This is a genomic window from Calothrix sp. NIES-2100 (assembly GCF_963875285.1).
In the GTDB taxonomy this organism is placed as follows: domain Bacteria; phylum Cyanobacteriota; class Cyanobacteriia; order Cyanobacteriales; family Nostocaceae; genus Aulosira.
On the sequence record NZ_CAWNLA010000001.1, the window covers coordinates 6,897,452 to 6,918,500 of the forward strand.

The window sequence follows — 21,049 nt, forward strand, 5'->3', positions numbered from 1 at the left end:
TGGTGTTCGGAACTCGGAGTTTGGTGTTTTAATCTTATTTCACGTTGATCATTATACAAAGACGCGGGTGAGGGCACAGCAGTGCTGTGCCCCTACGAAAAATCTAGATGTATTAGGGTTTTTGTCAATTGATATTAAGTCGGAGTTTCCTGTTCTAAACTGGAAGTTTTCTACTGCGAAGCTATGCAGTGGAACTTTTTATCTGGGAAAATGCGTAGACGCGGGTTGTCGTAGACATCGCGCTTCTTTCCCCCAACTTAAATATCCGGTTCAACTCCCAACGCTTTTAATTGGGCGGCTAATTGTTCTAAACGTTGTTGAGCTAATTCTTTTTGTTGGCGTTCCTGTTCAGCTTGTTGTTGAGCTAATTCTTTTTGTTGGCGTTCCTGTTCAGCTTGTTGTTGAGCTAATTCTTTTTGTTGGCGTTCTTTAGCTGCTAACTCGGAACCCCAAAGCAATAATTCCCCTGCTTCATCCCACCAACGCAACCAAAAACCCGTGCGATTTTCTCGGACTCCTTCCCATGTTCCCAAAAACAGGCTCATTTCTGGAATCCAATAACGCTGATTAGCATCTGCTGGTTGCAGTTGATATTGTCCGGAATTATCTAGGCGATAAAATTCTAAAACTCCGCCATCAGGTTCAAAAATGGCATAGTTTGGCACTTTTAAAACTTGTTCGTAATAAAACCATTTACCAGGCGGATAGGTTGGTTTACTGGAATACTCACTACCTTCGGTATCTGAGAGAAATTCCATGACAATTACTGGGATATCGCCTTGCAATTGTGGGGTATAACTACGCTTAACTTCTTCTCTTGACACTCGAATTGATGATACATATCCCCAATCTGGTGCTTTGACGACGATTTGTCCATTCACAGTGGCGCAAATACCGTAGTTAGTGGTTGTTAAAGCATTAGCTGGTAATCTTCCTGCTAGTTCTAAGCTTTGTGTAAGCGCTGCGGCTAAAAGCGGCTGATTAATATTGTCCACGGGTTCGTCGTCTAAAACAAAATCATCTGGTAGTTTTTCCCAGGTAATTTGGTAAGTGGCTGTATTAGTTAGCATAATTCAGATAGGGGCTAGTACCGCCGTGAAGTCAACAGTCAAGAGTCAAAAGTCAACAGTCAAATTATAAAACCCTTACAAATTACGAATTACGCGAAGCGATCGCTTGCACTTCTTCTACTGATAACCCTAAAGCTTGGGCTATCTGTTCTATACTTAAATTCATTTGCAACAATCGGGGTATGGCATCTCTTCTAGCCTGTTCTGCTTGTTCTGCCCTAATTCTCTCTTGTTCTGCCCGTTGAGACTCTTGTTCTGCCCGTATTCGTTCTTCTTCCATGCGCTGAGAAATTTCTTTGTAAGTCAAAAAAGGCACTCCATCAGGGCGATGAAGTTGCAAGTTATTTGCTGACAAAACAAAGCGAATTTTTAATCTTGGGCTGACCCAATCCGCCATTTGGGGGATGACATCTAAACCGTCACTGCTGCGTAACCAACCTCGCAAATTATTTGTCTGGGGATCGTAGATGTAGTACTCTTCTACACCGTAGCGGTCAAAGAAGAGTAATTTTTTTTCCATCTCATCTTGAGTATTACTCGGTGAGAGAATTTCAAAAATTACTTGGGGTGGAATTCCTGCTTCTTTCCATTGTTGATAAGAAAGGCGATCGCCTTTTGGTCTACCTAACACCACCATCACATCTGGCGCGGTGACTATATTATTGCGTCCCTCGACAGGATACCAAAACAAATCCCCGGCGATAAATACATTCGGGTCGTCAGCAAACAACCAATCTAAATTCTGCTGAATTTCTACAATCCAGCGAAACTGTATAGTATTGTTAGCCACTGGCTGTCCATCGCAATCTGGATAGATGACTTCTGCTTTATCCGGCGATGGGATTTGTGACACCATACCTGATACCCTCAGCAAGACTGTCAATATTAATGTTTCTAAGTTAGCAGATTGTCGCCTCACCAAAGCTGATCAAGAGTGTTGACTGTTGACTGTTGTAAGGGCGGGTTCACAGATATCCTCGTGGATCAACAATGATCTAAATAAACCCGCCCCTACAGACTGTTGACTGTTGACTGTTGAGGGTTGACTGTTCCCAATGCCCAATGCCCAATGCCAATTTTCAAAACTTGCCTAATTCCAATCTGTAATTTAAACTGAAGAACCAACCATCAAAATTGATATTCGGTGAGCTAGAATCCCCAAAGCTAACACCGCCCTGAAGATTCAGATTACTGTCTTTAGAGACGCGATAATTTAAATGCCCAAATAACCGATGAAATTGGTCTTCTCTGGCATCTGGGCGATTTGTAAAATCGGAAAAGTTGAACTGGTAGTTAATCCCGACTTGTAGAGGTTGTTGCAGGTAGTAACTTAAAGACAACCACAAGGAGTTGATGATCCGACTCCGGTTTTCCGGATCGGAAAAGTTCACACTTAATTCGTAAAAGCTATCGAGAAACAATCTCGAACCCAGGGGATCTCGCCGTCCTAGGGATAGTCGGAGGGCATTTTCATTCAGAAAGCGATCGCCTGCCTTAAAGTTATTACCATTGTTGGCGTAAAACAAAAGTTGATTACTCCAACTGATTTCGCTATACATTCGCCGTGATAGTTGCCGATACAAACTGACGTTGAATCGCAACTGATTGTAATCATAAACTGATTGATCTAAGTAATGAATCTGGTTACCATCAATTGATCCACTGATAAAAGTCTGAGAACCCAAGGGCAAATATGCAGAGGCTAAGGTCAGTCCATAAAAAATTAAGCTATCCTGTACTGGGTCAACACTTGCAGAAAAAATGTTACTGGAATAAAAGTAGCTGATGCGGGCTTGTAGGGAACCTATCGGTTTAAACTGAACCACAGGTTTTTCTTGTGGTAATGGTGGCTGTTGTTCTAGCGGTGGCGGTTCTGGCATTGTGCGTGGTCTTACCCGCAATCCCAATTCTAAATTGCTAGGTGCAGGAGAAGACTGTGTTTGTTTTTGCAATACCTGTCTCAGGTTCTCTAACCTTTGAGAGTAATCGCTCTGTGGAGTTTCTAAAATTTGCTCTATTTGACCTGGGGAAGGACTAGGAAAATTTCCCGGCGGGGATTCTAAGGGAGGCGGGTCATTTTGCTTTTGTAAATCGTCAGCATTTTCTTGGGTTGTGGGAGTTGGTTGAGAATTACCCGATTCTGAATTGGTTTGAGCTAGTCCGGGTTGTGGCTGTGTCGCATCGCTCAGTATTTGTGAGTCTAAGCGCCACAAGCTTGGGGATTCAACCAAGGAACAGGTTTTTTCGTCTTCTGAAATAAAGTCCCTACCTCCCAACCAAGTGCTGCCATTTTCAGCAGGATCGCTCGCTCCGTCTCCCCGTTTCCTGGTTTTTGCATCTTCTTGGTCATTTATCTTGGCTAACTCCGTCAGCCCTAACTCGGGAATTTGATGATTATTTCCATCTTGCTCAAGCTGTTGACATCGCCGAGTGGCGATCTGTGCGCTTGCTAAAGATGTGACATTCTCAGCAGTCGCCTGTATACTCGGCGACTCCTGATAATTTTCAGCCCATGCCTTATCTACCTTGGTGCAGACTTGTATTGCACCATTAGTAGCTAACACAAAAGCAAACACAAAATTTTTCCAGCCCTTGAGTTGCATCTTTGATGGCTTTGAGCGCGTTTGGCAAACGTAGATCCACAAGCGGCCTCGGAAATTCCCAATATTAATTTCAAATTCCCGACCAACTTTCCCCTGATAATCGCTTCTAGTGTCTAAAACTCGAGCATAATATTAAAGATTACTATATAGTATCTTTATACTTTTTTAATCCAAAAGTTAGAGATATTAATTTTTTATCTTTTTTGAGTTATTTCTATAATATGCTTAAAATAAGTATGATAATATACTCATCTTTTTTAGGAAAATCTCCTAATCATACTCAGCATTACAAATTACTTAAATTTTAGGTAAAGTATAAAAAATAACCAAATATTCTGTTAAAGAGCAGAATTTGTCTTTAACTAGATTGATTAGCGTGAAATTTTTCGAGTTGCTAATTATGTTTAAGAAATTGTTCCCACTTTTAGCGATCGGTATATGGGGAGTTGTGGTGTTGCCTTTGTCAAGACCGGCAAATGCAACCATTCCTCTGACGCAAGCTCAAATTCAGGATCTGCGTAACTTGGTGCAGTTAATTCCTAAAAATACCAAGAAGCGTCCAGCACGTAAATTAGATCCAATGAAGCCAGGGGATGGGTTATCGACTGGTCGAGCATCTCTGGCAGATTTACGCTTCAACGACGGTTCTTTGGCAAGGGTTGGGGAACAGGCAGTATTTCAGTTTTTACCCAAAACCCGTAACTTTAGCTTATCAAATGGAACAGTGTTACTGCTGATTCCACCTGGACAGGGACAAACACGTATAAATACGCCGAATGCAGCAGCAGCAATTCGTGGTTCAGGATTATTCGTGCGCTACGACAAACAAACTGATACTACAATTGTGGGTGCGCTGACAAACAGCGGGATTGAAGTGTCGAATAAAAAAGGTTCTCAAAGTCGGGTGCTGGAAGCAGGACAACTGATAGTGATTGTCAAAGACAAATTCCAGGGCTTGTACGAGTTTGATTTAAGACATTTTTATGAAACCAGCGATCTAGTTCGAGGACTGGATTTGACTAGACAGAATCTTGCACCTACACCTGATCCGGCGATCGCCAGCGTTCAAGCCGAAACCGCAGCCGCGATCGCTACACAAACGCCACTTAAGGGCGAAGGAGTACTAGAAAATCCGTCATTCTTGCAGCTAACAGCTACTTCCTCAGATTCTCCTAGCAATGACAATAGCAACAACAGCAATCAAGAGGATGCTTCATTAGACCCAAGCCAAGATGATTCCTCAGTAGACTCTTTTGTGGACACAGGGGAAGTCCAATTAAGTGGGCAACCAGGTAACAATAGTAACAATAATAATGTTGATACTAGTCAATCTTTAACAAAACCGCAAATTCCTGTCCAACCGTCGGTAACACCGCCGACAACGGACGGTGGGCCTTCTCAACCACCTGTTGTCACACCGCCGACAACGGACGGTGGGCCTTCTCAACCACCTGTTGTCACACCGCCGACAACGGACGGTGGGCCTTCTCAACCACCTGTTGTCACACCGCCGACAAAAGACGGTGAGCCTTCTCAACCACCTGTTGTTACACCGCCGACAACGGACGGTGGGCCTTCTCAACCACCTGTTGTCACACCGCCGACAACGGACGGTGGGCCTTCTCAACCACCTGTTGTCACACCGCCGACAACGGACGGTGGGCCTTCTCAACCACCTGTTGTCACACCGCCGACAACGGACGGTGGGCCTTCTCAACCACCTGTTGTCACACCGCCGACAACGGACGGTGGGCCTTCTCAACCACCTGTTGTCACACCGCCGACAACGGACGGTGGGCCTTCTCAACCACCTGTTGTCACACCGCCGACAACGGACGGTGGGCCTTCTCAACCACCTGTTGTCACACCGCCAACAACGGACGGTGGGCCTTCTCAACCACCTGTTGTCACACCGCCAACAACGGACGGTGGGCCTTCTCAACCACCTGTTGTCACACCGCCAACAACGGACGGTGGGCCTTCTCAACCACCTGTTGTCACACCGCCAACAACGGACGGTGGGCCTTCTCAACCACCTGTTGTCACACCGCCAACAACGGACGGTGGGCCTTCTCAACCACCTGTTGTCACACCGACCGAGCCACCCGAAAGACCAACGAGCTAAAAATTTGATGTTGCTTATATAACAATGTAGAGCCAGCAAATTAACTGAGTAGAATCTAGGGGGAGCTAGGTAAAAAGCCTGCTACCCCTAAACTTATTTCAGGTCGAAGATTCAAATGTATATTTAAATACTGCGATCGCAACAAGTAGTTCTAAATATTAGCTACAGCTATCAAAAACTAGGTATTGTTGCTCCTGATGCTAGAGCATCTGCTAACGCTAGATTAAATCAAGAATAGGACTTCAACGGCAGATTAGCCTGTGTAAGTTTTTGAAAGCTTAATTGTTGCGCAAGAGATACATAAATTTATGACTTTTGATTACGACTTATTTGTAATTGGTGCGGGTTCTGGGGGTTTGGCGGCTTCCAAACGCGCTGCTAGCTATGGGGCAAAAGTGGCGATCGCAGAAAATGATTTAGTTGGTGGAACTTGTGTGATTCGCGGTTGTGTCCCCAAAAAACTCATGGTGTACGGCTCGCATTTTCCGGCACTTTTCAATCATGCCGCAGGTTATGGTTGGCAAGTCGGTGATGCAAAGTTGGACTGGGAGCATTTCATTACATCTATAGATAAGGAAGTGCGGCGGCTATCCCAATTACATATCAGCTTTTTAGAAAAAGCCGGAGTTACACTGATTCCTAGTCGTGCTACTTTATTAGACCCCCACACTGTAGAAGTTGATCAACGCAAAATTACAGCCGATAAAATCTTAATTGCTGTTGGCGGGCGGCCTGTTAAACCAGATTTACCAGGGATGGAATATGCTATTACCTCTAATGAAATTTTTCACCTCAAAGAACAACCTAAGCACATAGCCATTATTGGTGCTGGTTATATCGGCACAGAATTTGCTTCCATCATGCGTGGTTTAGGTTCCCAAGTTACACAGATTATCCGTAAAGACCTGATTTTGAAGGGTTTTGATGAAGATATCCAAAGGGGAATTCAGGAGGGAATGGTCAATCACGGTATTCGCATCATTCAAAATAACTTGGTGACAGCAGTTGAGCAAGTGCCTGAAGGTGTGAAGTTGTCCTTGTCAGAGGAAAATATAGAACCAGTGATTGCTGATGTGTTTCTCGTCGCCACTGGTCGGATTCCCAATATCGATGGACTGGGTTTAGAAAATGCTGGAGTTGATGTTGTGGCCACAGAGATGGAAGGGCCAGGATACAGCACAGCAAATGCGATCGCAGTCAATGAATATAGTCAAACTAGTCAAGCAAATATTTTTGCTGTTGGTGATGTCACCGATCGCTTAAATTTAACACCAGTCGCCATTGGTGAAGGACGCGCTTTTGCTGATAGCGAATTTGGTAACAACCGCCGCGAATTTAGTCACGAAACTGTACCAACAGCCATCTTTTCTAACCCAGAAGCGGCTACAGTCGGTTGGACAGAAGCCGAAGCCAAAGCCAAACTGGGTGATGATGCAGTCACAATCTTCCGCGCCCGCTTCCGTCCGATGTACTACAGTTTAACTGGTGTCCAAGAAAGAACCATGATGAAGTTGGTTGTGGATGCTAACACCGATAAAGTTCTCGGTGCGCACATGGTAGGAGACAGCGCCGCCGAAATTATTCAAGGTGTAGCGATCGCTGTGAAAATGGGCGCAACCAAAAAAGACTTTGATGCTACTGTTGGTATCCATCCTTCAGCCGCCGAAGAATTTGTCACCATGCGGTAAATTTTGTACAGGCGCGATCGCGTCTGTACAAGAAATACTGGTTGATAAAAATTTTGCATCACTTTATCTACTTACACGGCTTTGCTTCTAGCCCAAATTCTGCCAAAGCACGAGATATGAGCGATCGCTTTGCCAGAATTAACACAAAAATCAAAATTCCCGATCTCAATGCTGGCGATTTTTCCCACCTAACAATCACTCGTCAGCTAACTCAAGTTCTGGCAGAATTTCCCGATGATTCTATCCCAGTAACCTTAATCGGCTCAAGTTTAGGTGGTTTAACCGCAGCCCACTTAGGGCAAAAATCCTTACAAGTACAACGTCTAGTCTTGTTAGCCCCAGCTTTTGGGTTTTTATCCCATTGGTTACCTAAACTAGGAGATGAAAAAGTACGGCGTTGGCAACAAGAAAAATATCTCCAGGTTTATCACTATGGAGAAGGGCGAGAACTTCCTTTAAATTACGATTTCGTTGCAGATGCTGCCCAATATCAAGAGAATTTATTGCAACGCCCAATTCCTACCCTAATTTTGCATGGAACTGAGGATGAAGTTATTCCTATTGCAGCTAGTCGAGAATTTGCGCAATCACGTCCTTGGGTAGAGTTAGTCGAACTCGATAGCGATCACAGCTTGGCAAATGTCATGGAAGAAATATGGCAAGAAATTTACCGCTTCTGCCAGTTACCCGAAAGCTGTAAAATTTGAAGATTATTTGTCATTAGTCATTAGTCATTAGTCATTAGTCATTTGTTCTTTGTCCAATGCCCAATGCCTGGTGGCTGAGCGAAGCCGAAGCCCAATGCCCAATTCCCATCGACTAAAATTATGCTTCCCTTCATCCGGTCAGATTTAGCTCAGTTCACAGCTTACAAACCACATCCCAGCAGCGATACAGCCGATGCAGTCACCACACAATTTGATCGGCTAGATACCAATGAAAGCCCTTACGATCTACCGCCAGAGTTAAAAGAAAAGCTGGCTTGGACTTATCAGCAAGTAATTGAAACAAATCGTTACCCTGATGGCGGACATGAGACACTCAAAGAAGTGATCGCTGAGTATGTGAATGAGTCAGCAGCTCTCTCATCATCTAGTGTGACTGCTGCTAATATTTCTGTGGGCAATGGTTCAGATGAATTGATCCGTTCTTTATTGATTGCTACTTGTCTAGGAGGAGAAGGTAGTATTTTAGTTGCCAATCCCACTTTTTCTATGTATGGGATTTTGGCAAAAACTTTGGGTATTCCCGTAGTGGAAGTTGGTAGAAGTGAAATTAATTTTGAAATTGATTTACCAGCCGCACAATCTGCAATCGCCCAAACGCAAAATCCCCCCATCCGGGTGGTGTTTGTAGTACATCCTAATTCTCCCACTGCTAATTGCTTAACTGCATCAGAGTTAGATTGGTTAAGAAGTCTGAGCGCAGAAATTTTGGTAGTAATTGATGAGGCTTACTTTGAATTTAGCCAAACTACCTTAGTTGAAGAATTACTACAGCGGCCGAATTGGATCATATTACGCACATTTTCTAAAGCTTTCCGGTTAGCAGCTTTGCGTGTTGGCTATTGCGTCGCCCATCCAGAAGCGATCGCCATTTTAGAAAAAGTCCGTTTACCTTATAATCTCCCCAGTTTCTCTATCGCCGCCGCATTGGTAGCGTTGCAAAACCGCCAGCTTTTACTTGCATCAATTTCTCAAACACTCACTGAACGCGAAAAATTAATCCAGGCGTTGTCACAATACCCAGCTTTACAAGTTACAGCCAGCGCCGCGAACTTTATTTACTTGCGTGTCGCACCAAATAGCAGTATTCCCCAAAACACAGCTTTACAAAATCTTCATCAAAAATTGAGACAATCTGGTACGCTTGTTCGCCTTCTTCCGCAAGGATTACGAATTACCATCGGGACTCATGAAGAAAACGCCCGTACCCTAAATCGGCTACAGGCTGCTGTGACAAATCTTCCATTTTAAACATCAACTAAATTAGTAATTAAACCTACCGTCTACTCCACTACCCAAACGGCGTACCATGCTCACCGTTTGTGGCAATACGCCTACTAATAGGGCAAAAGCAACATCTGGTAAACTAGCTACCGTTTCCAGTGGAAAGTATTGTTCAAATTGATCGAGAATCTTCTGGACTCGTTGCGCAGAAACTGGGTTTTCTGTAATTTGTTTAATCAAGCGAATCCATTGTCGCCTAATTAAATAAGCCTTCTGACGCTCCTCATAAGATTCGGGAGTTAATAAAGATAAATTACCTATAGGTAATGCCCCTTGGCAATCACCATCATATTCCCCACCAACAGCAGCCCCAGGCCCAGCAAACTCGGCATGATAGCGTTTAAAGAGAATTAAACCATTACGTTTGCGACTATTGATGACGAAAACTTGTCCACTATGTAGTAGTGTGAGGATATCCGAGCCGTGCGATTGCTCAGTTCCATCTGGCATGACAAGATTGTCAAAGAAAGTGGTTTCAGGATAATAAGTTGATACCATAGGAATCTGATAGCGTCGGCATTGTTCGCTATCCATGTTTTCTTAGATTTGCGAATAATTGAATAGTAGTATGCACTAAAAACTGTAATTTGCGTTTAATCAAATGAGATTTTGATTTTTCTTATTATTAGGAACTTGAAAGTCAATTGGAGTGAAATATGTATAAATTAATTGACTAGAACACTTGAGTGATCATATTTTATGAAATTTAACTGGTTTTGTCTGCTATTTGTAATGAACTTTTTTTAAAGTTTTTATAAAGATCAATATCGGAAATACAAAGTTATGATGAGGAATCAATCTTTTAGCCAAAGTGTTTTTATGTTTATATATTCGCTCTATATTAGTGTAACTAATGTGTAGTATATTAGGCGCGTAAATCAACTAACCAAGGTAAATGTCTGAAACCCTGGCGAACGGGTAATTCTGAATGTCGTTTAGTGCTATGAGATAGTTTATAGTATTTATTATAAAAAATTTAGCAATAACAATTTAAAATAATTTATAAATTAGCAACATCTATCAAAATATAGTATTTTTCAAAATCTTACCCAAAGGCAAAATCCAGCAACCCTCAGCATCAAAATCTTACCCATCTAACTTGAAAAAGTCAGTTGTCAGTTGTCAGTTGTCAAGAAGGCAATAGGCATAGTTATTTGTCCTCTGCCTCCTCTGCTTCCTTGTCCCCCTTGTCCCCCTCATCCCTTTTCATACATGGTGATGAGGCAGCCCGGTATTGTGAAGCGGCTGCCGTGCATGGTTTCCCAACTTGAACGGACTCCTCCTACGCCACTTGCGACAATTCTGGTTTCCAAAGTAACGCAGTGGCACCTGTGCCTGAGTTCTCACACATGCGTATCCACTCCTTATTGTCTGTTAAGCCTTCCTTGTTCTGGCTTTCAAGTCAATAAATTTCAGATGCTGGAATTATTTCTTAGATCTTTGTGTAGCAATATCTGATTTGAAGACTTTAGCAAAAATATATTCCAATTAGATTCGACTTTATGTACCCGGTATCCCAACTTGAAATACAGCTGCCGTGCCTGGTAGTTATTTTCTAAAACATGCAGGTATAAGTCCTGGAATCCCCATTCCTGAGAAACTTTTTCGCAGTTTCTTAGTAACCCTGAAGCCAAACCATGCCTACGGTATTGTGGGCGAACAGCTAAATTAGACAGGTAGGGAAAGCTTCTGCCCGCCTGTGTCCAAGAATTACTAAAACGAACACCTAATTCTACAGTTCCCACTAAGTTATTAGCCCCATCACCAGTAGTCTCAGCAGCAACTAAGCAAATGTGATGGGGTGCAGGTGATGCCAAGCGGTGCTTCAAGTCTTCATAAATACCCAAACGTAGTAATGGAAAAGCCCATCCCCATATACCCTGTTGGGAGTGAAAACTTTCACTAATAATTTCAGCCACTCCATGCAAATCCGCAGGCGTTGCGGCACGGATTTGAAATTGGCGCTCAGACAGATCCGCTGGCAGTATAACTTGCTCTTGGTGGTATGCTTTAAAAAACCAGGATGTCAAGGCTAGTTTAGTATTGATTACATTTAATGAAAATTTTCTCAAATATCCGCAACACTTTAAAAGTTTATGAAAACACTCAGCAGATCATAGCTTTGAATTTGCAAAATAGGGCAAATTGTCTTTTGATAGCTCAGTAAATAAAGTGCAAGCTTCAACCTGAAAAAAGACTACTCCCTCAATATAATGTATCCAAGCTGTCGCATACCGACATTTTCAGCTTCAGTCAGGAAATTTCAGGCTTGGTTGTACCTAGTCAAATTATACCATATTGACACTCTCACCGCTAAGGCTACGCCTGTAGTAGGAGAATGCTCATTGGTCAAGAAATTCTAGACTATACACTTTTGATTCTGGACTATTGACTATTGACAACTGACAACTGACACAGCTTCGCGCCATAAATAAAATTTACCGAAAAGTGTTAGTGCCACTGCTTTAACGGGAAAACTTAATATGCAGCTACAGATGGATTATTCAGCCAGCCTTGAGTGCTGTATGTGTATAGTGTTTTGACAGTTCTCGCTGGAGGTGAGGAAATATTTGGTAAGCATCGACTCTGTAAAACTAAAACTGAATATGAAAAAAAATACCTTGCTTCAGAGCGAATGGCAATCATTGCATACCATTGAGGCGAATTACTGTGAGTAAATGCTTTGACATTCAGCACTCATGTAGCCATACAGCCTTATTCGTCAAAATGCTCTGCTCTTACCTGACTCAGAAACATCCCTGTCTGATCAGATTATTCTTTATCCAACTGCCGTTGCAGCAGGAAAGCGGTGCATGAAATCCCAACAAGCAAACAGTAAGCCGAAAATATTGGTTGTCGATGATGAACCAGACAACCTTGACTTGCTTTACCGCACCTTCTATCGCGATTACAAAGTGCTAAGGGCAACTTCTGGGCCTGCGGCACTGGATCTGCTGGCAAAAGAAGGAGAGGTTTCAGTGATCATCTCCGATCAGCGGATGCCGATAATGAGCGGTACAGAATTTTTGAGCCTGACAGCGACTCAATATCCAGATATTATCCGGATTATCTTAACGGGCTACACAGATGTCGAAGACTTAGTGGAAGCCATCAACGCTGGTAAGGTTTTCAAATATGTCACCAAACCGTGGGAAGCAGAGGAACTCAAAGCAGTAGTACGCCAAGCCCTGGATACTCACAATGTCCTCAAAGCCCGTACCCGCGAACTGACACGCACACTGCGTCAGGAATCACTGCTCAACACTGTCACTAATACGATTCGTAGTGCTTTAGACTACCGACAAATTTTACAAGCAATTGTCGATACAGTCGGTCATATGTTGGAAGTGGATGTCTGTCTTTTACGTCCTTTCCAAGATGGACAATTGGTAGATGAAGGATTTATTTACCAGAAGGCTTTGCCAGAGGGACTAAGGGAGCAAGCAGATAATTCTTCTGCTTTTGTTTCTCAACCTCTGTTAGCCCAAACATTGTGGGAAACTCGTGAAGTCCAAGTAATTCATCATGTAGCAGATGATGAACGTATCCAAGGCGATAGTCCAGAACTGCAAAAACGTAGCGCCGCTTTTATTGCTGCTAACATCAGCTCTAGCTTAGTTGTGCCGTTAATTTGCCAACAAGAACTGATGGCAGTCTTAGCATTACACCAATGCTCCCAATCCCGGATTTGGAAGGAAGAGGAAGTACAGTTGGTGTTGATGGTAGCAGATCAGGCAGCGCTGGCTTTATCTCAAGCTTACACTTACGAGCAAGTGCGCGCACTTGCCAAGCGAGAAGCTCTGATTAATACAATTACTACGGCGATTCGCTCTAGCCTCGATCCACAAGATATCTTCGCGGCGATTACAGAACAGCTGGGACAAGCCTTACAAGTTAATGGCTGTGTTCTATCTTTATGGACACAGGAAGATGAGTTTGTTCAGTGTGTGGGATTGTATGACAGCTCGCAAAATTTAGACAATACTATTAAGTCAGTTCAGGAGCAAGTATTAAATAATCATCATTACTTAACACAAGAATTACCTAATTCGCAGACTCCCATTAAAGAGAATCCAATTCTGCAAGAAATTTTGCGGACACAGGAACCAGTGGTAATTGCGGATATGAGCAATTGTCCTGTAGAAATTAGGGGGTTTGATTTACCTTTGAAAATGCCAGCGCGATCGCTCATGGTTGTGCCTTTATTAGCTGATGGCAAATGTATCGGTAGTATTACCCTACGTGAAGGTAATAAATCACGCCGATGGTTAGCTTCGGAAATTGAGTTAGCTAAAGCCGTAGCCGCACAAGCAGCGATCGCAGTGCAACAATCACGTTTATATCAAAAAACCCGCGACCAAGCTGAACGCTTGTTGCAATTAGATAAACAAAAAACCGAATTTTTCCAAAATATTTCCCACGAGTTCCGGACTCCGATTACCTTAATTCAAGGGCCTTTAGAATCAGCAGTAAATAATGGTGATGGGTTATCTTACGCCCAAAGTGCGATCGCTTTGCGTAACTCTCGGCGATTGCTCAGACTGGTAAATCAACTACTAGATCTGCAACGCTTGGATGCTGGGAGAATGCAGCCTAGTTTCCGTCCCTATGATTTAGATGAATTTGTCAATCAAATTGTCGAATCTTTTCGCCCCTACTGTGAAAAAAAGGGACTGCATCTAGTTACCGATTTAGATAAATGCCCCCAAGTTTACTTGGATATGGAAAAATTTGACAAGGTCGTTTATAACCTCCTGTCAAATGCCATGAAGTTTACTCCCGAAGGTGGGACGATCGCACTCAGACTTATATCTCAAGGAAACAATTGCATATTACAAGTACAAGATACAGGAATTGGCATTGTTAAAGAACAAATTCCTCACCTATTTGAACGATTCCGCCAAGCTGAAGGCTCAGAAAATCGCTCCTATGAAGGTAGTGGTTTAGGTTTGGCTTTAGTCAAAGAATTGGTAGAAATGCACGGCGGTAAAGTAACTGTAGAATCAGTTTACGGTGAAGGTACAACCTTTACACTGCATCTGTTAACAGGAAATACTCACTTACCCGTACACCAAGTGCAGGAAACGCCTTGTGAACTGAACACGAGCCGTGCCAGTGTGGAATTAGCTGATTTAGAACTAGTCGAGCCAACCATAGAAAATATCGATATTTTGCCAAAAGACCTATTAACGAATTCTGATAATCAGGAATCGCCAGGGAATAATAATGGCAACCATTTCAAGTCTGGACATTCTATTTTAGTTGTAGATGATAACCCAGATTTGCGAACTTACGTATCTGATATTATTCGCAACAATGGCTATCAAGTCCATACTGCTCGTAACGGTGCAGAAGGATTACAGATAGCGCAAAAAGTGTTGCCAAGTTTGATTATTACTGACTTAATGATGCCCTTGGTGACAGGACTAGAAATGATTCGGATGATCCGCACGGAAGAAAAGTTAAAAGGAACACCAATCATTCTGCTGACAGCCAAAGTTGATGAAGAAACCCGGATTGAAAGTACAGAACATGGAGCAGATGCTTATTTAGCTAAACCATTTAACGACAGGGAACTTCTAGCAGAAGTTAGAAATCTCTTAGCCTTAAAGGAAAATGAACGTCGGGTTTTGGAGTTAAATACTTATCTGACAGAATCTGTATTAAAACGCTTTTTGCCGCCTGTATTGGTGAAAAAAGCCGCAGCCGGAGATTTAACCCTAGATTTACGACCAGAACCGCGCTTGATCACAGTTTTGTTTAGTGACATAGTTGGTTTTACTCAACTAGCAAATACTCTAAGATCTCGAAGAGTAGCAGAGTTGCTCAATGAGTATTTAGAAGGCATGACTAAAACTGTGTTTGACAATGGCGGCACTGTAGATAAATTTATGGGAGATGCTATCTTAGCCTTATACGGAGCGCCAGAAGAATTAACACCAAATGAGCAGGTGCGTCGTGCTATTAATACAGCAAGAGCAATGCACCTCGCTCTAGATAACTTAAATCAGCGCTGGCGAGACCAAGGAATCTTCGACTCTCACGGACATTCTGGTGTCAAGTTTCGTTGTGGTATCCACCAAGGTACAGCAGTGGTAGGAATGTTTGGTAGCGCCGAACGTGCTGATTATACTGCGATTGGGCCTAGTGTGAATATTGCGGCTCGGTTGCAAGCTGCCGCTATTCCCGGTACGATCCTAGTTTCTGCTGCTGTAGCAGATTATTTACAGGATGAAGAAATCACTAAAGTTAGTCCTTTAGAACTTAAAGGAGTAGATGAAACAGTTCTGACCTTCGCTGTCAGTCCTGGTATCATGGCTAATCGCTGAAATTAGACTGGATTTTGAAGCGTTAGTCTAGTAAAGAGTAATAGCGCCCAATCAGATCCGGTTTGAAATTTTATATGACACCATCGGTTGCAGATAAAACTTCAACTCCAGCAAAAGACTGGAGACGACATACAGACCCACCTAGCTTATGGGTTGGAGTAGTCATAGGTTCATTGAGCCTGCACTTAATAGCGTTCTGGCTGATCCGCTCATATCAGTCAAATTTATGGCGGCGATCGCAAAGCCAAACTAGTATTCCGATTGAGATTGTCGATATTTCTGGACAATCGAAAGCCGCAGCAAAAGCTAAAACAGCTTCGCCAAAACTACCACTTTCAAAGCAAAAGTCTGTACCAGCAAAGTTACCGAAAACTGCACCAACGACGTCTACAAATTCAGATGATGGTGCAATAAATGCTGTTGCTAGCCTCCGGAAAAGTGATAAAACTAGGGTGTCTCAAGCTAATAGGCAACTTTCTGCTCAAAAAACAGATCCTCAGCCGACACCTACGCCTACCCCTAAACCCAAACTTGCACCCACACCCAAATCCACATTCCCCGCTCAATCCCGACCTATATCAACACCCACACCTAAATCCACATTCCCAACTCAATCAAGACCTATACCAACGCCCATACCAACACCCATAGCCAAGGTTCCATTAGGTAACCTCTCCGATCGCGGAGACTATACATTAGGCAAAGGAACGCCTCTCCCATCAAGCATTCCATCAATTCCGCCGGAAACATCAACCGGTTCTGAGGGTAAAACACCAGGAAATTCGCCAAATTCCAGTGGAAGCACTTCACAAACTTCCACCAGTCCAATTGGAAACAACCCACAAACTTCTACTAGTCCAATAGGGAACAACCCACAAACTTCTACTGGGGGAGCATCAGTAGCAACAATAGCTTCTTTACCCAAAGATGAAGTGAATCAATTAATACAGCAGCGTATATTGACTCCTGAAGTGTTAAGTGACGTTATGCCTGTATATCAGGGAAGTAAAACAACACAATTTGATGTAAGTGTACTTCCCCTCGATTCTGGACTTCAGACAGCAAAAATCCTAGTTAGCTTAACAATTGATCAAAATGGCAACTTTGAGCAAACTGAAGTCATACGAATAGAACCGAGGACACTAGAAACTCAAAAAAGTAGATATGAGCAGGTGTTCAACGAATTTTTCCAGACAGAAAAGTTTATTCCTGGACATAACAGCGATCGCACTACAACAAAGCCGAGCAATCTGTTGATGTGGATTACAATCAAGCCTGCTAGCCCTAATTAAATTCTTGATTTTCATTTACCACTGTGTTATACTACTAAAGTTGGAAATTCGCGGGCGTAGTTTAGTGGTAAAACTATAGCCTTCCAAGCTATTAATGCGGGTTCGATTCCCGCCGCCCGCTTACTAGTAAAAACCCCTGTAAGTCCAGTGTTTCAAGGGTTTTTAGTTTCTCTGCATAGTGGACTTATAGTACTTAAATACTGCTTCAAGAGAAAAATTTGCGGTAGATTACGGTAGTTTGGGCGTAAATTGGTTGTGAATTGGGTGTAGCTGAGAATGTACTCAAATGCCAATGTGCGCGAAGAAATAGAGAAACTAGAAGAATACAGCATGGCTTTAATATCCAATGCAGTTAAAGGCAAAATAGATGTAAGAGAATTTGACAGGGAAAAACTATGACTACACTAGTCAAATCCATCACCTTAGAAGAATTTTTGGAACTCCCGGAAACTAAACCCGCCTCTGAGTATATCGACGGAAAAATTAGCCAAAAACCTATGCCTCAAGGAGAACATAGCCTACTACAAGTCGAACTCTGCCAAGCAATTAACCGCACAGCCAAACCTCAAAAAATTGCACTAGCCTTAAGCGAACTGCGTTGTGTTTTTGGTGGCGCTGCGATCGTTCCTGATATTGCTGTGTTTCGTTGGGAACGTATTCCCCGTGAAGCATCCGGTAGAATAGCTAACCGCTTTGAAACTCATCCCGACTGGGCTATAGAAATTCTCTCACCAGACCAAAGCCAAGCGAAAGTTCTCCGTAACCTGCTGCACTGTTCCCAAAATGGCACAGAACTAGGTTGGTTAATTTTTCCAGAGGATGCCAGTATTTTAACTATATTGCCAAATCAACGAGTCGAAATGCTCACAGGCACAGACTCACTTCCTGTTCTCAGCAATATTGACCTATCCTTAACTGTTGAGCAAGTCTTTAGCTGGCTAAACTTTTAATTGCACAGATAACCCGCTTAGTTTTGGGTAAAGTTTAGCCAATCACAAACTAAATTCGGCAGCATTATCCTCATTTAAATTCGCATCTTTACCCGCAGCCGTAGGCTTAAATTTAGAACCATGAATTAATTCAGCAAACGCTATTTTAGGATTATGGTGTAGGATATTTAACACACTGATAAAATCTCTGACAATTTCTCCTGGTGTCAGCAATGCTTCTGCACCTAAACGATTAACGATTTCTTGCACAAACTCATTTAACTCTTTATTAGTCAAAGTTTTTTCATACGCAAAATTTAAAGCGTGAATTTCAGTTATACGTTGCAATAGGGTGAGAACTTCTTGTTGACTTAAGGGATTTAATCTAATTACTGGGCCTGAATATTCTTGAACACCAGCTTGGGTAACAAAGCGGCTTTCTTTGGTACGTCTGCGCCAAGCTTGGTCGGCAAATAATCCTCGATTTGGGTCTTCTAAAAACTTTGTAGTCCCACCAATCAAAATACCCAAATGTTCGGCTTTACACTGCATGGTGTCGTTAAACATTGCTAGCAGTCTATTATAATTTTTTTCTCGTGTAACTGTAGTAGATATTTGATATAAATGTACCGATTCATCCACGAGAATTAACAGCCCTTTATAGCCAATTTCCGCGACAAATTTCGCCCATAGTTTGATGTAGTCATACCAACTATCATCATCAATGATGACACGCACTCCTAACGCTGCTTTGGCTTCAATTTTTGTGGTAAATTCTCCACGTAACCAACGCATGGCTGCATTTTTTAAGCCATCATCATCTAAGCGGTAACCACGCCAATAAGCAATAACAACGCTACCAAAATCAAATCCATGAACTAAATCTTCAATATACTGAACAACTTCCCTAATTTTTGCTTCAACTTGGTCATCAAAACCTTCATCATTAGGGCGTATTCCAGCTTCTTTTGCTACTTCTTGTTGGATTTTATTAATCCATCCTTCCAAAATTGAAACTAAAGCACCACCATCAGGACGAGTTTTTGTAGCTAAGCGACTCATCAATTCTCGATAGGTTGCTAAACCTTCGTTGTTACTTCCGGCTAGGCGACGTTCTGAGGATAAATCAGTATCAGCTACAACAAAACCTTGCTCCATCGCACGGTTGCGAATCAGTTGCAGAATGAAGCTTTTACCGGAACCGTAGTTACCAATGATAAAACGAAATGCTGATACCCCTTCTGCAATATCATCGAGATTCTGTAATAGGCTTTTTAGTTCTTGTTCCCGACCTACTGCTATATGTTCAACTCCTAGCCTGGGTACTACTCCGGCGCTAAGGGAATTAATTAAAGCAGTAGATATTTTTTTCGAGATTTTGAGCTTTGCCATGTAGTTGATCTCACCTGATTTTGAACGCAGAAGCTTACAGCCTGCAAGTTAATTCAGGTATATTCTATACCTATTAAGTAATTTTACAACGCCATGAATCTTTTGATTAAATATAGCAATCTAATCTGAGTAGATACAATTAATGTTTTTACAACCGCCTTCTCGCAGCGGACGCACCAGAAGAACACAGAGGTCGCAGAGAAAAGAATGAGCAGTTATTTAGGGCTGAGGTAAAGAGTGTTGATAGATGGCGAGCATTTTCTTGACGTTACTGATATGCTCGTGATAAATTTCTGGATTTTCTACTCTCGGATCAATGATTAATTCACCTAAAGTATCATCTGCTTTATCATTAATTGAATCAATTATGAGATTAGGCATAGTAATATTTGCTTCAGCTATCTGTTTAATAGCATCGCGGCAGTTTTCTGGCTCTAATATGGCTTTTAATACTTGAATTTCATAGTCTGGTAGTAACTGCAAAAAATGGTTCCATTCTTCTGGTAAATTTTCCGATGTATCAGCTTCTATATCTATTTTTGCTATGGGTTCAATTAATGCTTCAAAGGGAAATGCTTCATGAATATTTTCATGTAGATCCTCATCTATTGTCTCAGGTGAAATCTCTGGATTGAGGGTTTCTATTTGTTGCAGTAATTCCCAAACTTGGCTTTGTAACAAGTCGCGTTCTTCTTGTAATAATGAAACTTGTCCTTGTAGGCGATTGAGTTCGGCTTCCTGTTCGATTACTTTAGTTTGTAAATCATTTAAGTTAGATTCTATATTTTCTCTATTAGTTGTCGTACTGAGCAGTAATTGATTTTTCTGGGTAATCTCAAGTTCTAGATTTTGCACTTGCATTTGCAGTTCGTAAAGTTTTTCTTCTATTTGGGGTTTCAGTCTACCTAATAAGGTAACATTATTTTCAATTTCTTCTTTTTCTTCCTGGAGTTCAATAATTTGATTATGCAATTGATTAATTTCTGAGCGAGATACATTACAATTCAATTCGAGACGGCGTTTTTCTGAGGTGAGGACAGAAAAGGATGTATTCAGTTCAGCTTTATTTTTATCTAAGTTATGAATTTCTGTTTTTAGGGCGTTAATTTCATTCTCTAACTGTTTTTTCTGACCAGCAAAGGTGCTGAGTTCTCTATGGATACTGTCTCTTTGATTCCGGCATTCTGAAACTTTATTTTGTATTTGTTGAAAATCGTTATATAATCCGATGCGATGCTCTTCGATTTGATTAATTTCTCTGGCAATTCGAGCTTTTAATCCTTCAAGTTCTTTAATTCGTTTGTGCAGCGAACCTAAAACAAGCATTTCATAATTTTTGCGCCGTTTATCTACACAAAATGCAGCTGAATAGGTAGCAATTAAAGTAATTATGCCTGTGACAAAGGCTCTAGTATAATCCCAGTTAGGGACAAGACTAAGACCAAAACTTACACTAAAGGCAACTATTCCTAGAAACAATCTATTACTTACTATTGCTGAGTGCATATTGCTTACTTTTAGCCTAGTTAAGTTGTTAAAATCAGTAGTTCTTAAGGTCATTAATGCTCACTGTGCCTCTTGGAAGTATGAGGTTGTAATTTGTAATGTAAAG

At 42.0% G+C, this 21,049-nt stretch carries 15 protein-coding genes and 1 tRNA gene; 9 read left to right on the forward strand and 7 right to left on the reverse strand.

The window, feature by feature from the left end; all coding sequences use genetic code 11:
* Positions 1–257: 257 nt before the first annotated feature.
* From AACU32_RS28075 to AACU32_RS28085, 3 genes are all read right to left on the reverse strand, one after another.
* A complete protein-coding gene (locus AACU32_RS28075; RefSeq protein WP_096604474.1) occupies positions 258–1,070 on the reverse strand; it encodes a Uma2 family endonuclease in 813 nt (270 codons plus the stop codon).
* An 82-nt stretch (positions 1,071–1,152) separates the two neighbouring features.
* Positions 1,153–1,926 (reverse strand): Uma2 family endonuclease, encoded by a 774-nt coding sequence (locus AACU32_RS28080; RefSeq protein WP_096604476.1) that lies wholly within the window; start codon positions 1,924–1,926, stop codon positions 1,153–1,155.
* 223 nt (positions 1,927–2,149) lie between these two features.
* Positions 2,150–3,673 (reverse strand): hypothetical protein, encoded by a 1,524-nt coding sequence (locus tag AACU32_RS28085; protein ID WP_096604478.1) that lies wholly within the window; start codon positions 3,671–3,673, stop codon positions 2,150–2,152.
* A 400-nt stretch (positions 3,674–4,073) separates the two neighbouring features.
* Here AACU32_RS28085 and AACU32_RS28090 point away from each other — a divergent pair, with 400 nt between their 5' ends.
* From AACU32_RS28090 to AACU32_RS28105, 4 genes are all read left to right on the forward strand, one after another.
* Positions 4,074–5,798 (forward strand): FecR family protein, encoded by a 1,725-nt coding sequence (locus AACU32_RS28090; protein ID WP_096604480.1) that lies wholly within the window; start codon positions 4,074–4,076, stop codon positions 5,796–5,798.
* 308 nt (positions 5,799–6,106) lie between these two features.
* A complete protein-coding gene (gene gor, locus AACU32_RS28095) occupies positions 6,107–7,486 on the forward strand; it encodes a glutathione-disulfide reductase (RefSeq protein WP_096604482.1) in 1,380 nt (459 codons plus the stop codon).
* 53 nt (positions 7,487–7,539) lie between these two features.
* Positions 7,540–8,193, forward strand: a complete 654-nt coding sequence (locus tag AACU32_RS28100) for a YqiA/YcfP family alpha/beta fold hydrolase (RefSeq protein WP_445223195.1) — start codon at positions 7,540–7,542, stop codon at positions 8,191–8,193.
* Positions 8,194–8,313: 120 nt separating this feature from the next.
* On the forward strand, positions 8,314–9,462 hold the full coding sequence (locus tag AACU32_RS28105; RefSeq protein WP_096604484.1) for a histidinol-phosphate transaminase: 1,149 nt from the start codon (positions 8,314–8,316) through the stop codon (positions 9,460–9,462).
* A 12-nt stretch (positions 9,463–9,474) separates the two neighbouring features.
* On the opposite strand, the gene AACU32_RS28110 is transcribed toward AACU32_RS28105, so the two are convergent.
* Together AACU32_RS28110 and AACU32_RS28115 are read right to left on the reverse strand one after the other, a co-directional pair.
* Complete coding sequence (locus AACU32_RS28110; protein WP_096604486.1) at positions 9,475–10,029, reverse strand: hypothetical protein; 555 nt, start codon at positions 10,027–10,029, stop codon at positions 9,475–9,477.
* An 878-nt stretch (positions 10,030–10,907) separates the two neighbouring features.
* On the reverse strand, positions 10,908–11,525 hold the full coding sequence (locus tag AACU32_RS28115; RefSeq protein ID WP_096608215.1) for a GNAT family N-acetyltransferase: 618 nt from the start codon (positions 11,523–11,525) through the stop codon (positions 10,908–10,910).
* Positions 11,526–12,308: 783 nt separating this feature from the next.
* Here AACU32_RS28115 and AACU32_RS28120 point away from each other — a divergent pair.
* The 5 genes from AACU32_RS28120 (at position 12,309) to AACU32_RS28140 (ending at position 18,066) form a co-directional block, all read left to right on the forward strand.
* Positions 12,309–15,824, forward strand: coding sequence for a response regulator (locus AACU32_RS28120; RefSeq protein ID WP_096604488.1), 3,516 nt, complete (start codon positions 12,309–12,311; stop codon positions 15,822–15,824).
* Positions 15,825–15,898: 74 nt separating this feature from the next.
* The gene (locus AACU32_RS28125) at positions 15,899–17,116 is read left to right on the forward strand and encodes a hypothetical protein (RefSeq protein WP_096604490.1); all 1,218 of its coding nucleotides are present in this window, start codon (positions 15,899–15,901) and stop codon (positions 17,114–17,116) included.
* A gap of 50 nt (positions 17,117–17,166) precedes the next feature.
* Positions 17,167–17,237, forward strand: a tRNA-Gly gene (locus AACU32_RS28130).
* A gap of 155 nt (positions 17,238–17,392) precedes the next feature.
* Entirely contained in the window at positions 17,393–17,515 is a 123-nt protein-coding gene (locus tag AACU32_RS28135) for a hypothetical protein (protein ID WP_339378334.1), read from the forward strand.
* Complete coding sequence (locus tag AACU32_RS28140) at positions 17,512–18,066, forward strand: Uma2 family endonuclease (RefSeq protein ID WP_096604492.1); 555 nt, start codon at positions 17,512–17,514, stop codon at positions 18,064–18,066. Before AACU32_RS28135 ends, AACU32_RS28140 begins: the two co-directional genes overlap by 4 nt.
* Positions 18,067–18,108: 42 nt before the next feature.
* On the opposite strand, the gene AACU32_RS28145 is transcribed toward AACU32_RS28140, so the two are convergent.
* Both AACU32_RS28145 and AACU32_RS28150 read right to left on the reverse strand, forming a co-directional pair.
* Positions 18,109–19,437 (reverse strand): ATP-binding protein, encoded by a 1,329-nt coding sequence (locus tag AACU32_RS28145; protein ID WP_096604494.1) that lies wholly within the window; start codon positions 19,435–19,437, stop codon positions 18,109–18,111.
* Positions 19,438–19,656: 219 nt separating this feature from the next.
* Positions 19,657–20,943 carry a tellurite resistance TerB C-terminal domain-containing protein gene (locus AACU32_RS28150; protein WP_096608216.1) on the reverse strand — a complete coding sequence of 429 codons (1,287 nt, stop codon included), beginning with the start codon at positions 20,941–20,943 and terminating at the stop codon, positions 19,657–19,659.
* Positions 20,944–21,049 lie beyond the last annotated feature (106 nt).

Coding starts and splice junctions, on each gene's coding strand:
- AACU32_RS28075 (WP_096604474.1), bottom strand. CDS start 1,070: ATGCTAACTAATACAGCCACTTACCAAATTACCTGGGAAAAACTACCA.
- AACU32_RS28080 (WP_096604476.1), bottom strand. CDS start 1,926: ATGGTGTCACAAATCCCATCGCCGGATAAAGCAGAAGTCATCTATCCA.
- AACU32_RS28085 (WP_096604478.1), bottom strand. CDS start 3,673: ATGCAACTCAAGGGCTGGAAAAATTTTGTGTTTGCTTTTGTGTTAGCT.
- AACU32_RS28090 (WP_096604480.1), top strand. CDS start 4,074: ATGTTTAAGAAATTGTTCCCACTTTTAGCGATCGGTATATGGGGAGTT.
- gor (WP_096604482.1), top strand. CDS start 6,107: ATGACTTTTGATTACGACTTATTTGTAATTGGTGCGGGTTCTGGGGGT.
- AACU32_RS28105 (WP_096604484.1), top strand. CDS start 8,314: ATGCTTCCCTTCATCCGGTCAGATTTAGCTCAGTTCACAGCTTACAAA.
- AACU32_RS28110 (WP_096604486.1), bottom strand. CDS start 10,029: ATGGATAGCGAACAATGCCGACGCTATCAGATTCCTATGGTATCAACT.
- AACU32_RS28120 (WP_096604488.1), top strand. CDS start 12,309: ATGAAATCCCAACAAGCAAACAGTAAGCCGAAAATATTGGTTGTCGAT.
- AACU32_RS28125 (WP_096604490.1), top strand. CDS start 15,899: ATGACACCATCGGTTGCAGATAAAACTTCAACTCCAGCAAAAGACTGG.
- AACU32_RS28135 (WP_339378334.1), top strand. CDS start 17,393: ATGTACTCAAATGCCAATGTGCGCGAAGAAATAGAGAAACTAGAAGAA.
- AACU32_RS28140 (WP_096604492.1), top strand. CDS start 17,512: ATGACTACACTAGTCAAATCCATCACCTTAGAAGAATTTTTGGAACTC.
- AACU32_RS28145 (WP_096604494.1), bottom strand. CDS start 19,437: ATGGCAAAGCTCAAAATCTCGAAAAAAATATCTACTGCTTTAATTAAT.
- AACU32_RS28150 (WP_096608216.1), bottom strand. CDS start 20,943: ATGCACTCAGCAATAGTAAGTAATAGATTGTTTCTAGGAATAGTTGCC.